The organism is Polaromonas sp. JS666, from assembly GCF_000013865.1.
Classification (GTDB): Bacteria; Pseudomonadota; Gammaproteobacteria; order Burkholderiales; family Burkholderiaceae_C; genus Polaromonas.
In genome coordinates this window covers 1776932-1792168 of record NC_007948.1, presented here as the reverse complement: position 1 = coordinate 1792168, position 15237 = coordinate 1776932, and the positions used below count along the sequence as shown (strand labels likewise).

General features: G+C 62.5%; 11 protein-coding genes. 5 read left to right on the top strand and 6 right to left on the bottom strand.

Annotated features, from left to right (window positions below; all coding sequences use genetic code 11):
- Nucleotides 1–220: 220 nt before the first annotated feature.
- From BPRO_RS08630 to BPRO_RS08620, 3 genes are all read right to left on the bottom strand, one after another.
- Nucleotides 221–1132 carry a dienelactone hydrolase family protein gene (locus tag BPRO_RS08630; protein ID WP_041389455.1) on the bottom strand — a complete coding sequence of 304 codons (912 nt, stop codon included), beginning with the start codon at nucleotides 1130–1132 and terminating at the stop codon, nucleotides 221–223.
- Nucleotides 1133–1231: 99 nt separating this feature from the next.
- Nucleotides 1232–2032 carry a fumarylacetoacetate hydrolase family protein gene (locus BPRO_RS08625; RefSeq protein WP_011482667.1) on the bottom strand — a complete coding sequence of 267 codons (801 nt, stop codon included), beginning with the start codon at nucleotides 2030–2032 and terminating at the stop codon, nucleotides 1232–1234.
- 435 nt (nucleotides 2033–2467) lie between these two features.
- Nucleotides 2468–3376: a helix-turn-helix transcriptional regulator gene (locus tag BPRO_RS08620; RefSeq protein ID WP_011482666.1), complete on the bottom strand. Its 909-nt coding sequence runs from the start codon at nucleotides 3374–3376 to the stop codon at nucleotides 2468–2470.
- A gap of 248 nt (nucleotides 3377–3624) precedes the next feature.
- Between BPRO_RS08620 and BPRO_RS08615 the strand changes: the two genes are divergently transcribed.
- Nucleotides 3625–4380 carry a hypothetical protein gene (locus BPRO_RS08615; RefSeq protein WP_011482665.1) on the top strand — a complete coding sequence of 252 codons (756 nt, stop codon included), beginning with the start codon at nucleotides 3625–3627 and terminating at the stop codon, nucleotides 4378–4380.
- Nucleotides 4381–4390: 10 nt separating this feature from the next.
- Here the strand turns inward: BPRO_RS08615 and polA are convergent, their stop codons facing one another.
- On the bottom strand, nucleotides 4391–7225 hold the full coding sequence (gene polA, locus BPRO_RS08610) for a DNA polymerase I (protein WP_011482664.1): 2835 nt from the start codon (nucleotides 7223–7225) through the stop codon (nucleotides 4391–4393).
- A 157-nt stretch (nucleotides 7226–7382) separates the two neighbouring features.
- Between polA and BPRO_RS08605 the strand changes: the two genes are divergently transcribed.
- The 4 genes from BPRO_RS08605 to BPRO_RS08590 all read left to right on the top strand — a co-directional run bounded on the left by BPRO_RS08605 (nucleotide 7383) and on the right by BPRO_RS08590 (nucleotide 12144).
- Nucleotides 7383–7727: a hypothetical protein gene (locus BPRO_RS08605; RefSeq protein ID WP_041388598.1), complete on the top strand. Its 345-nt coding sequence runs from the start codon at nucleotides 7383–7385 to the stop codon at nucleotides 7725–7727.
- A 28-nt stretch (nucleotides 7728–7755) separates the two neighbouring features.
- Complete coding sequence (locus BPRO_RS08600; RefSeq protein WP_011482662.1) at nucleotides 7756–8706, top strand: homoserine kinase; 951 nt, start codon at nucleotides 7756–7758, stop codon at nucleotides 8704–8706.
- 200 nt (nucleotides 8707–8906) lie between these two features.
- Entirely contained in the window at nucleotides 8907–9716 is an 810-nt protein-coding gene (locus BPRO_RS08595; protein ID WP_011482661.1) for a BPSS1780 family membrane protein, read from the top strand.
- 196 nt (nucleotides 9717–9912) lie between these two features.
- Nucleotides 9913–12144, top strand: coding sequence for a PhoX family protein (locus BPRO_RS08590; protein WP_041388596.1), 2232 nt, complete (start codon nucleotides 9913–9915; stop codon nucleotides 12142–12144).
- 177 nt (nucleotides 12145–12321) lie between these two features.
- Here BPRO_RS08590 and BPRO_RS08585 read toward each other — a convergent pair whose 3' ends face one another.
- Both BPRO_RS08585 and BPRO_RS08580 read right to left on the bottom strand, forming a co-directional pair.
- Nucleotides 12322–12684 (bottom strand): hypothetical protein, encoded by a 363-nt coding sequence (locus BPRO_RS08585; protein WP_041388594.1) that lies wholly within the window; start codon nucleotides 12682–12684, stop codon nucleotides 12322–12324.
- Nucleotides 12685–12761: 77 nt separating this feature from the next.
- Entirely contained in the window at nucleotides 12762–15215 is a 2454-nt protein-coding gene (locus BPRO_RS08580; RefSeq protein WP_041389452.1) for a UvrD-helicase domain-containing protein, read from the bottom strand.
- Nucleotides 15216–15237 lie beyond the last annotated feature (22 nt).

Sequence of the window (15237 nt, the reverse complement as noted above, 5' to 3'; positions counted from 1 at the left end):
GCGGCCCTGAATTATTACCTGATACCTGTAGAGGCAACCCGAAGGTTACACCACAGACGACAAAACCCCGGATGCAGCGTTGGCGCCGCCATCCGGGGTTGCTCTTTATCTTATCAAGCGTGTCAAGAGGGGCACGTAAAAAAAGACGCCGGCCCATGCGGCGGCGGCTCATACAACGCCAGGGCGCGCTCGCCCACGCGCCTGGCGTCAACTTATGGGTTCAGGCAACGCCCCGGGCCTTGAACCACTCCAACGTACGCCTGAAGCCGTCATCCGCCGCTTCCTTGCGGTAGCTGGGACGATAGTCAGCGTGAAAAGCATGAGGGGTCTTCGGGTAGACCACAAACTCGCTGGCTTTGGCGGCGGCGTTGCCCCTGGCGGCGGCCTCGGCCAGCGCGTCCTTCATCTGGTTGACGGTGGTCAGCGGAATGCCGCCGTCCTGCCCGCCGTAGAGGCCCAGCACGGGTGCCTTCAGGCTGGCCGCCAGGTCGACCGGATGCCTGGGCGTGAGCGCCGAAGGGGTGCCGACCAGACGGCCATACCAGGCGACGCCCGCCTTGACGTTTTTGCTCCGCTCGGCATACAGCCAGGTGATGCGGCCACCCCAGCAAAAGCCGGTGATGCCCACCTTCTGAACATTGCCACCATTGGCACCGGCCCACTTGACGGCGCCGTCCAGATCGGCCATGACCTGCTCATCCGACACCCTGGCGACGACTTCAGTCATGAGCCTGGCCATTTCGTTGTAACTGCCGGGGTCACCCTGGCGCGCATACAGCTCGGGGGCGATGGCCAGGTAGCCGGCCTTCGCAAAGCGGCGGGCGGTGTCGGCAATGTATTCATGCACGCCAAAGATTTCCTGGATCACCAGAATCACCGGCAGGTCGGTTTTGCCTTCAGGCGCCGCGTAAAAAGCGGGCACCTTGAAGCCGTTGACTTCATAGGTCGTCTCGCCGGTCTTGAGACCCTGAGCCGGCGTCTTGATGGCGGTCTGCGCCATGATGGGCATGGCGGTGGCCGCGTAGCCCACACCCAAGGCAGCTTTCAGGGCGGTGCGACGGCTGGCGCCGTTTTCGCTGGACTGCCCGGGCAACAAGGCATTGAAGTCATTTTTCTGGTCGTTGTTCAGCATGGTGATTTCCATAGAAGGAGCGGTTTGAAGCACGCAGTCGGAGTCCGTGCGACTGCGGAAGTTCCTGCCGGAGCAGACCCAACCGCAGAGACCGCCGGCTCAGACGATCTTGACGCTCAACTCCGGCAGGCCATCAACGTGGCATTCAATCACGTCGCCCTTGACGACTGGCCCGACGTTTTCCGGCGTACCCGAGTAAATGATGTCGCCAGGAAACAGTTCAAACGCTTCGGACAGCTTGGAGATCTGCTCGGCCACCGACCAGATCATGTGGTTCAGCGTGGCCTGCTGCTTGACCTGGCCGTTGACCTTGAGCCAGATCGCGCCCTTGGTGTAGTGGCCGGTCTGCGCGACTTTATGGATGGGACCTATGGGTGCCGAGCGGTCAAAGCTCTTGCCGATTTCCCACGGCTTTTTCTGGTCGCCCATGCCGCGCTGCAGATCGCGGCGTGTCATGTCAAGGCCCAGCGTGTAGCCGTAAACATGGTCCAGCGCCTTGCTCATGGGAATGTTTCGTCCGCCTTTGGACAGGGCCGCCACGAGTTCGACTTCGTAGTGGTAGTTCTTGGTGAGCGTGGGATAGGCATGGTCGGCCACCTGGCCAGGCGGCACGACCTGAATCGCGTCGGTTGGTTTCTGGAAGAAGAAAGGCGGCTCGCGGGTGGGGTCGGAGCCCATCTCGATCGCATGGGCTGCATAGTTGCGGCCAATGCAGTAAATGCGCCGCACGGGAAACATCTCGGCACTGCCGGCGATGGGCACATAGGTATTGGCTACGCTGAAAGGCGTGGCAGGTGCGTTGGCCGCCGTGCCCGGCGTGGCGCAACCGACGACGGCGCCCGTCGCCATCAGGGCGCCTGTTTGCAGAACTCCGCGTTTGCTCATGTCTGGTTTTGTCATGTGTGTCTCCTGGGATTGATAAAAGCTGGAGCTTGTTGTCAGCGTGTTTTTCTCCAACTATTGAGCTTAGGGCGGGCGCGCCGTGCGCAGGCAGACGCAATTACGCATTTACCGGACGATTCAATGCAGCGGTGTTGCGCTGCAGCAGGGTTTGGAACAGGTTCTTAGAACCTGTTGACGATCTAAACGAGGCCGCGTTGGGGTGCAATCGGGATGAGTGGGGCGCCCGGGTCCGCCGCATGGGCTAATGCCCATGCAAGGGCCTGGGTGGCTCAATCGCCCGATTTCACCCCAACCCGAAGGGCAAGCGCCTTCTCGGGCGGTCTGCGGCGTTGCGGCGCTTGCCCATAGCCCAAGCTATGGGCGGCGCACCGCGCCTTGCATCCCATCCCGAGAAGGTGCTTGCGCGGCCCCGTTTAGATCGTAAACAGGTTCTTAGGCTGCGCCGGAAATCTTGGCGCGCACGCTGTCGCGGAAGGTCCTGGGCGTCTGGCCGAAGCGCTGGCGAAAGCGCCGCGCGAAATAGGCCTCGTCGGCAAAACCCGACGCATGGGCGACGGCGGCAATGCGCTGGCTGCTGTGCGCCAGCAACTCCTGCGCAAACTCCAGGCGCCGCTCCGTCACCAGATCGGTGAAGGTCTTGCCGGTTTCTTTTTTCAGCAGATGCGCGAGGTAATTGGGAGACAGAAAGGCCGCCGCAGCGGCATCGGCCAGCGTGATTTCGCCCGCCAGATGCTCGCGGATGTAGCGGACTGCCCGTTGCAGGCCGGCCCGCCGGCTGCCCTGTTGCGCCTGGCTGGCTGACAAGCGCAGCAGGTCGGCTTCAAACTTGCGACAGGTCAGCCCCAGCAGTTGCAGCATAAGGCCGCGGATGATTTCCACCGAGCCGAAGCGGCGGTTGGCGTTTTCATGGGCCAGCTTGTCCAGCAGGGCTTCAACGTCAGCAAACTCGTCCTCCGAAAAATAAAAGTCGGTGTATTCCTGAAAGAGAAACGGTGCCAGCTCGGGCGCCCTGGTCAGCGGCACGTCTTCCAGATCCAGCGGATCCACATCCAGCCCGGGCCGCAGGAACTGCTGCGCCATGTTGATGATGACGTAGCGCGAACCCTCCGGGTGCGGGATCACATGCACGCGGTAAGGCAGGATGAAGCTGAGGTAACCGCGCCGGAATGGCCGCACGGTACCGGCCACATTCTGCTCGGTATCACCCTGCAGGCTGATCTGGATCTGGAAATATTCGTGTCGATGCGGGCGCACCAGCGGCGGCCGCACCAGTTGCGACCGGATATCAAAGTCGAGATGGTCCGCGCGCTCGGACATGCCATAGGTCTTGATGTCTGTCATGCGCAGTATTCTCAGCTTATTGGCCAGTACCGGCGCACGAGTGTTCCAACCGAGGCCTGATGCGGTGCAAAATAGCACAAACAGGCCCTGGTCCTGGCGAGCAGTCCGCATCGCAGCATCCAGAGCCCACCACTTGTTCACCGCTTTTACGCCAAGGTACATGAACACCGACGAATTCAAGGTTTCTTTCGGCGTGCCCGGCAACGGAGCGCCAGTGAAAGCGTCGTCAGTCGAGCAAAGGAACAGCCATGTTTTCCCCTGTCACCTCCCTCCCGCAACTTAAAGGTCCGGGCATGCCTGCCATCCGGTTCAAATTGACCTGCCGGCTGGCGATTTGCGGCCTGTTGGCCCTGGCCGGTTGTGCCACCTCACCACCGCCCGCGGGGCGTGGCGCCCAGGCGCCAGCCGTGCCGGGCGGCAGTGATGCGCCTGTCTTGCTGCGCTTTGACAACAGCCGACTCGAGTTGCAGATACAGGGCCAGACCTGCAAGCTGCAATGGCGCGGCGAGTTCCCTTCCAACGCCGTGGCACTGATGAACCAGGCTTTGTACGAGATGGAGCACCATCGCTGCCAGCGAAAGATCATGGCCCTGGACCTGCAAGGCGGTGACATCGGCCCCGCCATCACGCTCGGCTCCATGCTGAAAAACCGCCAATTCAACACCGAATTGCTTCCGGGCAGCTACTGCCACACACCCTGCGTGCTGGTACTGGCCGCAGGCCGCCAGCGCCTGCTGCCCGACAGCAGCCCGCCGGCTCGTCTGCTGCTGTCGCAGGTCCGCCCGGACCTGGATTTCGGTCAGGCAACGTGTGCGACCGAACTCAGCCCCGGCCAGCAGCTCACGCTGCTGCGCTATCTGCGCGCCATGCTGCCGTTGCCGACGGCGACCTCGCTGTACGAGAAGATCCGCCAGGCGACCTGCCGCAGTCACGAGACGCTGGGCGCACCCGAGGCCCTGTCGCTCGGTCTGGCGACCGGCATGCTGCCTCCCGTGTCGCGCTAGCGCCGCAGGTTCAGTGCGCCTTGTCCCAGTTCGGGCCGACTCCGATCTCGGCCAGCAGCGGGACCCTGAGGTCGGCCACGCCCGCCATGATGCGAGGGATCTCGACCCTCACCCATTCGACTTCCGCCTCGGGTACTTCAAACACCAGTTCATCGTGCACCTGCATGATCATTTTGGTGGCGCGTTTCTCGGCGTCGAGCACCTCCTGCACCTTGACCATGCTGAGCTTGATCAGGTCGGCCGCCGTGCCTTGCATGGGCGCGTTGATGGCAGCACGCTCGGCGCCGCCCCGGCGCGGCCCGTTGGGTGAGTTGATTTCGGGAAGGTACAGGCGCCGGCCGAACACGGTCTCCACATAGCCCTTGCTTTTGGCGGAAAGGCGCGTTTCGTCCATGTAGTGCTTGACACCTGGGTAGCGCTGGAAATAGCGGTCAATGTAGGCGGCTGCCGCCTTGGTTTCGATGCCCAGGTTGCGCGCCAGGCCAAAGCTGCTCATGCCGTAGATGAGGCCGAAGTTGATGACCTTGGCGTAGCGGCGCTGTTCGCTGCTCACCTGGTCAACCGCCACCCCAAACACTTCGGCCGCGGTGGCGCGGTGCACGTCGAGCCCCTCGGTGAAAGCGCGCAGCAGGGCTTCGTCTTCGCTGAGGTGCGCCATGATGCGCAGCTCGATCTGCGAATAATCGGCGCTGGCAATCACACTGCCCGCAGGCGCGACGAAGGCTTCGCGCACGCGGCGGCCCTCCGCTGTTTTCACCGGAATGTTCTGCAGGTTGGGGTCGTTGCTCGACAGGCGCCCGGTGACCGCGACCGCCTGTGCGTAATGGGTATGCACCCGGCCCGTCCTGGGGTGCGCGAGCTGCGCCAGCTTGTCGGTGTAGGTGCCCTTGAGTTTGGAAAGCCCGCGGTGCTCCAGGATCTTGGCGGGCAAGGGGTAGTCCTCTGCCAGTTTTTCCAGCACTTCCTCGTCGGTGCTGGGCGCGCCGCTCGGGGTTTTCTTGACCACCGGCAGACCCAGTTTGGTAAAGAAGATTTCACCGATCTGCTTGGGACTGCCCAGGTTGAAGGGCTGGCCCGCCAACTCGTGGGCCTCGGCTTCCAGCTGCACAATACGCGCGCCCAGCTCACCGCTTTGTTTGGCCAGCGTGGGGGCGTCAATCAGCACGCCGTTGCGCTCGATGCGGTAGAGCGTTTCACTGCTTTTCATTTCAAGTTCGTAAACAAAGCGCAGCTTGTCGTTGGCCTCGATCTGGGGCCACAGCACGCGGTGCACGTCCAGCGTCTGGTCGGAGTCTTCGCACGAGTATTCGGCGGCCTTGGCAATATCGACCTGGTTGAACTTGATCTGGTGCACGCCCTTGCCGCACAGGTCTTCGTAGTTGATGCCGCTGCGCCCTACATGCCGCTCGGCCAGACTGGCCAGCCCATGCGGCTTGTGCACTTCCAGCACATAGCTTTGCAGCATGGTGTCGTGGGCATAGCCCTGCACTTCAATACCGTGGTTGGCAAATACGTGGCGGTCGTATTTGACGTGCTGGCCCAGCTTGGCTATAGCCGGGTTTTCCAGCCAGGGCTTCAGGCGGGCCAGTACCTCGTCGCGTGGCAGTTGTGCGGGCGCATCGGGGTAATCATGCGTCAGCGGAATGTAGGCTGCCTCGCCGGGTGTCACGCTGAAGCTGATGCCCACGATCTGGGCCAGCATTTCGTCCAGCGAGGTGGTTTCGGTGTCCACCGCCACCAATTCTGCGGCTTCAATTTTGGCCAGCCAGCTGTCAAGCAACTCCCAGGTGAAGATGGTGTCGTACTTGAGATTGCTGGCCCGCCCGGCCAAAGGGGCGTCCGGCAGCGAGGGTTCGTCAAACAGGCCGGGCGAAGCCGAAGAACCCGCGGAACCCACGGAGCCCGGCGATTTGGCATGCCGGCCCTCGGGTCCGCCAATCAATTCGGGCGGCGCACTTTCGGTGTCGATTTGCCTGACCAGCCCCTTGAAGCCGTATTTCTCATAAAAAGCCTTCAAGGCATCCGTCTGCTGACCACCGATGGCAATGGACTCCAGGGCAGGCAGGCCATCGATGTACCCGATCAGGTCGCAGTCTTTCTTGATCGTCAGCAGTTCCCGGCCTTTGGGCAACCAGTCCAGCGACAGGCGAAGGTTGTCGCCAACCACGCCCTTGATTTCACCCGCGCGCGCCACCAGGGCATCGAGCGAGCCGTATTCCAGCAACCACTTCACCGCCGTTTTGGGACCGACCTTGGGCACGCCGGGCACGTTGTCCACGGCATCACCCACCAGCGCCTGGTAGTCCACCATCAGGCGCGGCGGCACGCCGAATTCGGCTTCGACGCCGGCCAGGTCGCGCCGGCGGTCGTTCATGGTGTCGATGACGGTGATGTTCTCGTCGACCAGCTGGCTCAGGTCCTTGTCGCCGCTGGAGATGATGACTTCAATGCCCTGCTTCGAGGCCAGGCAGGCCAGCGTGCCAATCACGTCGTCGGCCTCCACGCCGGGCACATCCAGCACCTTCCAGCCGAGCAGGCGCACCACTTCATGGATAGGCTCCACCTGGCTGCGCAGGTCGTCGGGCATGGGCGAGCGCTGGGCCTTGTACTGCGGGTAAAGCGCATCGCGAAAGGTCGGGCCCTTGGCGTCAAACACGCAGGCGGCGTAGTCGGCGCGTACGTCCTTGCGCAGCTTCTGCATCATGTTGATCATGCCGCGGATGGCGCCGGTGGCCGGGCTGGTGGGATCGCCCGGGTTAGCGCGCAGGTCGGGCATGGCGTGGAAGGCGCGGTACAGGTAGCTGGAGCCGTCCACCAGCAGCAGTGTTTTTTTGTCAGAACTCATAGGGCCTGATTGTCAGGGATATCGGCGGATGCCTCCATCAAACGCTAACGGCGCCTGGCGCCTTCTTTCACACTGGATTTTCACCTACGTCGCAAGCCACCTTTTTACGACACTCAAGGCCTTTGTAAACACGTCCCCGCAAGCCTACAATACAAGTATGAAACACGTTTTTAGCCCCCTTCTTGCCGCTGTGCTCACAGCGCTGCCGCTGGCTGCAGCTGTGGCGCAAACGCAGGCACCTGCGGCCGCAGAGAAAAAAGAGGCGGCACCAGCGCGCACCGGACGCCCGGACAAAGCCATCAAACGCATCCATACCGAAGATGCCGGCACGAGCATCGACGAGTTGCGGGTAGGCGGCGAGACCCAGCAAATCGTCGTCCAACCCAAAACCGGCGGCCCCGCCTACGAGGTCAAGCCGGCAGAAGGCGCAAGGGGCGCCGCACCGGCAGCAGCCAGCGGCGACACCAACGGTTCGCGCGTCTGGAACGTGCTCAAGTTTTAATTTTTTAGCTCAGGGTTCAGTTTCAGGCATGGCCGTTTTTACCGAGGTCTCGTTTGACGAGGCCGCAGCGTTCTTGAACGCCTTGAATTTGGGGCAACTGCAGAGCATCAAGGGCGCTGCAGGCGGCATCGAAAACACCAACTACTTTGTAGACACCGATCAGGGCCATTACGTGCTGACGCTGTTCGAGCGCCTGACGTTCGAACAACTGCCGTATTACCTGCACCTGATGAAACACCTGGCGGCACGTGGCATTCCGGTGCCCGATCCGGCCGAAAACGGCAAGGGTGAGATCCTCCACCGGCTGAAGGGCAAGCCGACTGCCGTGGTCAACAAGCTGCGTGGCCACAGCGAACTCGCCCCCACACCCGCGCACTGCGCTGCCGTAGGCGAGATGCTGGCCCGCATGCACCTGGCCGGGCTGGACTACCCGCGCCAGCAGCCCAACCTGCGCGGCCTCGCCTGGTGGAACGAAACTGTGCCCGTGGTGCTGCCGCACCTCACGCCAGAGCAGCGCAGCCTGATCCTGGGTGAATTGGCTTATCAGAACCATGTCACCGACTCATCGGCCTGCCGCAGCCTGCCGCGGGGCGCGGTGCACGCCGACCTGTTTCGTGACAACGTCATGTTTGAGGACGGCAAGCTCACCGGGTTTTTTGATTTTTATTTTGCCGGCTGCGATACCTTTTTGTTTGATATCGGGGTTTGTCTCAATGACTGGTGCATTGATCTGGACAGCGGTGCGCAGGACAGCGCGCGTGCCGATGCTTTCGTGGCCGCCTACCAGAGCGTGCGCCGCCTGACTGCGCAGGAGCGCACCTTGCTGCCGGCCATGCAACGCGCCGGGGCGCTGCGCTTCTGGATCTCACGGCTGTGGGACTTTCATTTGCCGCGCGAGGCGGCCGTGCTCAAGGCGCACGACCCGGGCCATTTCGAGCGTGTGCTGCGCCAGCGGCTCACAGACCCGTACGCCCTTTAAACCAACCTTCAACCCCAGCAAGCCTGCGGCTCCCCGCCGCAGGGGGCAACTCCGGGCGTGGCGGCCCGACTTTGAGGCAAACTGTGCCTTTGCAGCGTCCAATTTATGCGTCATCCGGCGTTGTCGCAGATCCTTGAACAGGTTTGCCCTGTCCCCTGCCCCCTTTTACATCCTATTTTCGGCCCGTCCCTGTCAACACCATGAAACTCAATATTGTTCCCGCGCGTACCGGCATCACCTGGGTCAAGCTCGGCATCAAAACCTTCATGATGCAGCCGCTGGCCATGTCGGGCCTGTTCTTCATGTTCATGGCCATGCTCTCGCTGGCGACGCTGGTGCCCTTCATTGGCGCGGCGCTGGCACTCGCCCTGCTGCCCGCCGCCACCCTGGGCCTGATGGCTGCGACGCAGGAAGCCACCAAGGGCAAATTTCCAATGCCGTCGATTCTGATCAGCGCGTTTCGCGCCGGCCAGCAACGCATGCGGGCCATGATGGTGCTGGGCGGGCTGTACGCGGCAGGGTTTTTAACGCTGATGGGAATCTCGGCCCTGTTCGACGGCGGAGAATTTGCCAGGCTGTATCTTGTGGGTGGCAAGATCACCGAAGAGCTGCTGCTGCAACGCGGTTTTCAAACGGCCATGTGGGTGGCGCTGGCTCTTTACCTGCCGCTGTCACTGCTGTTCTGGCATGCCCCGGCGCTGGTGCACTGGCATGGCGTGACGCCGATCAAAAGCCTGTTTTTCAGCCTCATGGCCTGCTACAAGAATCTGGGCGCCCTGACCGTATTTGCTTTCGCCTGGACCGGCGTGTTTCTGTTTGCCGCCCTGCTGGTTTCATTGATTGCCAGCGTGCTGGGCAACCCCGCGCTCGCAACGGTCGTGATGTTTCCCGTGGCGCTGGTCATCGTGGCGATGTTTTTTACCTCGATTTACTTCACCTTCCGGGACAGCTTCCTGGCCACGCCCGAGCTACCCACCGACTCCGGTGACCAGCCAGCCGATCTCTCCTGAGCGCGGACTGAACATCGCAGAAGCAACCGGCCGGGCATTCACAGGCAAGGCTCATACGCGAGCCTGATCCCCGCATATCCCGGCAAGCCTGGGGCGAGCGGGCGTCACGGAATTGACACCTTTCTTTCACACAATGCGTGAATCGGCAACGCGATCCCGTTGCCAGTTTCAATGCAATGTCACACGAAAGCCGCCAATGTCCAAGCCAACCCACACCGATAGCACCTATATCGACCCTGATGACCTGAACAACAACACGTCGAACAATCCGTCTTTCGAAACGGTTCTGGATGCCCGCCTGAGCCGCCGCTCGGTGTTGCGGAGCTCGGTAGGCACCGCTGCCGCCGCCGTCTTTGGCAGCCTGGCCGCGTCGGCCGTGGGTATCGGCGAGGAAGCTGTCGCCGCACCCCATGAAAAGCTGCTGGGTTTCAAGGAAGTGGCCAAAGGCCTGGCCGACATGGTGGTGGTGCCGCCCGGCTATACCACCAGCGTGCTCTACGCGTTGGGCGACCCCCTGACGGCGTCCACACCCGCCTACAAAAACGACGGCACCGACAGCGACTATGAAAACCGCGCGGGCGACCACCACGACGGCATGGAGTGGTTCGGGCTGGACAACAACGGCCGGCCATCAAACAACGCCAATAGCCGCGGCCTGCTGGCAATGAACCACGAAGCGACAACCGACGAAAAACTCTCGTCCTTCTTCCTGCATGCCAACGGCGGCACCAGCAGCCTGCCGCGCCCGGCCAGCGAAGTCGAAAAAGAGCTTGCCATCCATGGTGTGGCCGTGGTCGAAGTCCGCCGCAAGGGCGCCAAGTGGGAATATCTCAAAGACTCCGCTTTCAACACACGCCTGACACCGCTGAGCGAAATCGAGATTGCCGGGCCAGCACGCGGCAACCCGCTGATGGTCACCAGGTTCTCGCCCAACGGCACCAAAACCCGCGGCACGCTGAACAACTGCGGTACCGGCAAAACGCCCTGGGGCACCTTTTTGACCGGCGAGGAAAACTGGGCCGGCTACTTCACGCGACCCAAGGGCGATGACGCGGCCCGCGAAGGCCACAAAAGCGTCACCGCACTGGTGCGCTACGGCCGCGCAGAAGGCGCCAGCACGCGCCACGGCTGGGAAACCGCCGGTAAGGACGACAGGTTCGCGCGCTGGATCAACGCCAAGACCGGCACCTCCGCCGATGGCAGCGACGACTACCGCAACGAGCTCAACGGCATGGGCTACATCGTCGAGATGGACGCCTACAACAAAACAAAACTTGCCAAAAAACGCACCGGCCTGGGCCGTTTCGCCCATGAAAGCGCGGCATTCGGCAAAGTGGTGCCCGGCCAGCCGCTGGCCATGTACCAGGGCGACGATTCGCGCAACGAGTACATCTACAAGTGGGTGTCTGCCGCCAAATGGGATGCGGCTGACGCCAACCCGGCCGACCGCCTGGCCGCCGGTGACAAGTACCTCGACAACGGCAAGCTCTACGCAGCCAGATTCAACGCCGACGGCACCGGCCAGTGGCTGGAGCTTTCGCAAACCAACCCGGCAGTTGCCGGTTATGCCAAATACCCGTTCGCCGATCAGGCCGACATCGCCGTGAACACGCGCCTGGCGGGCGACGCCGTGGGTGCCACCAAAATGGACCGCCCCGAATGGTGCTCGGTCAACCCGGCCAATGGTGAAATTTATTACTCGCTGACCAACAACAGCAACCGCCGTGTCGAGCCCAGCGGTTCGTCGCAGCTGGCCCCCGACAGCGCCAACCCGCGTGCCTACTCCGACATCAAGGGCACAGTTACGGTGCAAACCGGCAATCCACATGGCCACATCCTGCGCATGAAGGAAGGCGCCGCTGGCTCGGCAGCGACCAGCTTCACCTGGGACGTGTATCTTTTTGGCGCCGAAGCCAGCGCAGCACCCGGCTCGGTGAATTTGTCGAAATTGACGGGCGAACAGGATTTTTCGAGCCCTGACGGCCTGGCCTTCAGCCCAAGCACGGGCATTTGCTGGATCCAGACCGACGACGGCGCCTACACCGACGTCACCAACTGCATGATGCTGGCCGGCCTGCCGGGTCAGGTGGGCGACGGCCGCAAGGTCACGCTGAACTACCCCAAAGCGGATGGTGGCGCGCTGACGGTTGACACCTACGTCGGCAAGGCACCGACGCCCGACAAGCTCAAGCGCTTTCTGGTGGGGCCAGTGGCTTGCGAGATCACGGGGCTGGCCGAAACACCGGACGGCAAGACCCTGTTTGTGAACATCCAGCACCCAGGCGAGACTACCGCACAGGCCAACGTCGGCGACCCGGCCAAATACACCAGCCAGTGGCCGGCCAATGCGGGTTACGGCGCCGGCAAACGCCCGCGCTCGGCCACTATCGTGATCACGAAAAACGACGGTGGGCGTATCGGCAGCTGACGCGCCGGCGCCAGGCACCAAACAGGGCCAGGTGCGGGGCAGGCGCCTGATGCAGGTCAAGTCACGGCCTGCCGGGGAGCCGGCGATGGCTGCTGCCTTTGGCGCTGTTGCCTTTGGCGAGTTGACGGGTCAGGGAGCGCCCGTCAGGCAGGCTGGTGGCGGGTTCCCGGGCAGTCCTCAGTTCGCGTAGCGTACTTCGAGGATTTCGTATTCAATGGCCTGGTCGTAGGTCTTGGCGTCATGCATCGCAAGGTACAGCAGGATTTTCGCGGCGTGTGCCTTGATGACACGGTGCAGCAGGACGCCGACGATGACCAGCGGAAGCCCCGCCCAAAGGTAACCCCACAGGCTCAGCGCCGTTCCAATGCCCAGGAGAGGCAGCGAGATACCCACGACAAACAGCCGATGCTTGACGTACTTTTGCGCGCGCTCCGGGTTCACGATCAAGCGGAAACGCCCCATGGGCATACCGGCGCAAAACTCCTGATGCGGCACGTAAATCGGGGAAGAGGTGTCAGCGGACGGTTCGGGCTCGTTCATGTATTCTCGCGGGCGGCTGGATCAAGGGGATGCGGGCACAGCACCAAGGGTTGACCTATCTTAACCATGTAAGGCTCTTAAACCACCGTCAGCTTGGCCACACTCAGTGCCAGCCATTTCACGCCATGCCGGGTGAAATTGATCTGCGCCCGCGCATCGTCACCACTGCCTTCGAGCATCAGCACCTTGCCCTCGCCAAACTTGGCGTGAAACACCTGCATGCCGCCCTTGAACCCATGCGAAGGCGCGTTGCGTTGCGGCGGCACCGGTGGATTGGCAAAGCGCTCCGATGAACCGGACTTTGAAGAAAAAACGTTGCTGGCCCAGTCGCCACGGGTGCCACTCGCACCTGAATTACCGGCACCACCCCAGCCGCTGGATCCCATGCCCAGGCCGGAAGCAAAGCCCTGGTTTTTGGGCGTGATCCATTTGAGCGCCGCTTCCGGCAGCTCGTCAAAAAACCGGCTTTTCAGGTGGTAGCGCGTCTGGCCGTGCAGCATGCGGGTCTGTGAATAGCTGAGGTAGAGGCGCTTGCGCGCGCGCGTGATGGCCACGTACATCAGGCGGCGCTCTTCCTCCAGGCCATCGTGGTCGCTCATGGAATTTTCATGCGGGAACAGGCCCTCTTCCATGCCGGTGACGAAGACGCAGTCAAACTCCAGCCCCTTGGACGAGTGCACCGTCATCAGTTGCACGGCATCCTGGCCGGCCTGCGCCTGGTTGTCGCCGGACTCCAGCGCGGCGTGCGTGAGAAAGGCCGCGAGCGGCGACAGCGTTTCACCGGTCTCGGTGTCGGGCGCCAGCAATTCCGGCAAGGGTTCACTCAGCAGCGCAGCCGAAGGATCGAGGCCCTGGCTGGCTGGCGACTGGCCCAGGGCCAGGTTCGCACGCGAACCCAGTTCGTCCACCGGCAAGGCTACGGCATCGCGGCCAAAGCCTTCCTGGCTGACAAAAGACTCGGCGGCGTTGACCAGTTCGGCCAGGTTCTCCAGGCGGTCCTGGCCTTCTTTTTCCAGCTTGTAATGCTCTTCCAGCCCGCTGTGCTGCAGCACCAGCTCGATGATTTCGCGCAGGGTGAGGCCCGTGGTCTGCTCGCGCAGCACATCGATTTTGGCCACAAAGGCGCCCAGGTTGGCTCCGGCCTTGCCAGTCACCGCACTGACACCGTCATGCAGCGAGCAACCCGAGGCGCGCGAAATGTCCTGCAGTTGCTCAATGCTGCGTGCGCCAATGCCGCGCGGCGGAAAGTTGACTACGCGCAAAAAGCTGGTGTCATCGTGCGGATTCTCCAGCAGGCGCAGGTAGGCCAGCGCATGCTTGATCTCGGCGCGCTCGAAAAAGCGCAGGCCGCCATACACGCGGTAAGGCACACCAGCGTTGAACAGCGCCGTCTCCATCACCCGGCTTTGCGCATTGCTGCGGTACAGCAGCGCGATCTCCTTGCGCTCGGCGCCGTCTCGCACCAGCTGCTTCACCTCATCGACAAACCACTGGGCCTCGGCAAAATCAGAGGTGGCTTCGTACACCCGCACCGGCTCGCCAGGGCCGGCCTCGGTGCGCAGGTTCTTGCCCAGACGCTTGCTGTTGTGGCTGATCAGCTCGTTGGCCGAATCCAGGATGTTGCCGAAGCTGCGGTAGTTGCGCTCCAGCTTGATCTGGTGCTGCACATCGAATTCGCGCACGAAATCGGTCATGTTGCCCACGCGCGCACCGCGAAAGGCGTAGATGCTCTGGTCGTCGTCACCCACCGCCACCACCGAGCCGCCCGGCATCACGGCGGCGCCCTGCGTGGCTTCGGGGCCCTGGCCCGCCAGCATCTTGATCCAGGCGTATTGCAGCTTGTTGGTGTCCTGGAACTCATCGATCAGGATGTGGCGAAAACGCCGCTGGTAGTGCTCGCGCACGGCGGTGTTGTCACGCAGCAGTTCATAGCTGCGCAGCATCAGCTCGCCAAAATCCACCACGCCTTCGCGCTGGCACTGCTCTTCGTACAGCGCGTAGATCTCGACCTTCTTGCGGCCTTCCTCGTCACGCACCTGCACGTCCTTGGCACGCAGGCCGTCTTCCTTGCAGCTGGCAATAAACCATGCCAGCTGCTTGGGCGGAAAGCGCTCGTCGTCCACATTGAACTGCTTGCACAGCCGCTTGATGGCCGACAGCTGGTCTTGCGTGTCCAGAATCTGGAAACTCTGCGGCAGATTGGCCAGCTTGTAATGCGCGCGCAAAAAACGGTTGCACAAGCCATGGAAGGTGCCAATCCACATGCCGCGCACATTGACGGGCAGCATGGCAGACAGGCGGGCCAGCATTTCCTTGGCAGCCTTGTTGGTAAACGTCACGGCCAGGATGCCGCCGGGCGAGACCTGGCCGGTTTGCAGCAGCCAGGCAATGCGGGTGGTCAGCACGCGGGTCTTGCCGGAGCCCGCCCCGGCAAGAATCAGGGCGTGCTCATTCGGCAGGGTGACAGCGGCATGTTGCTCGGGGTTGAGGTTGTGCAGCAGCGGGGAATCTCGGGTGACTTGTGGAAACATGGGTCCATTGTAGAAAACCGGC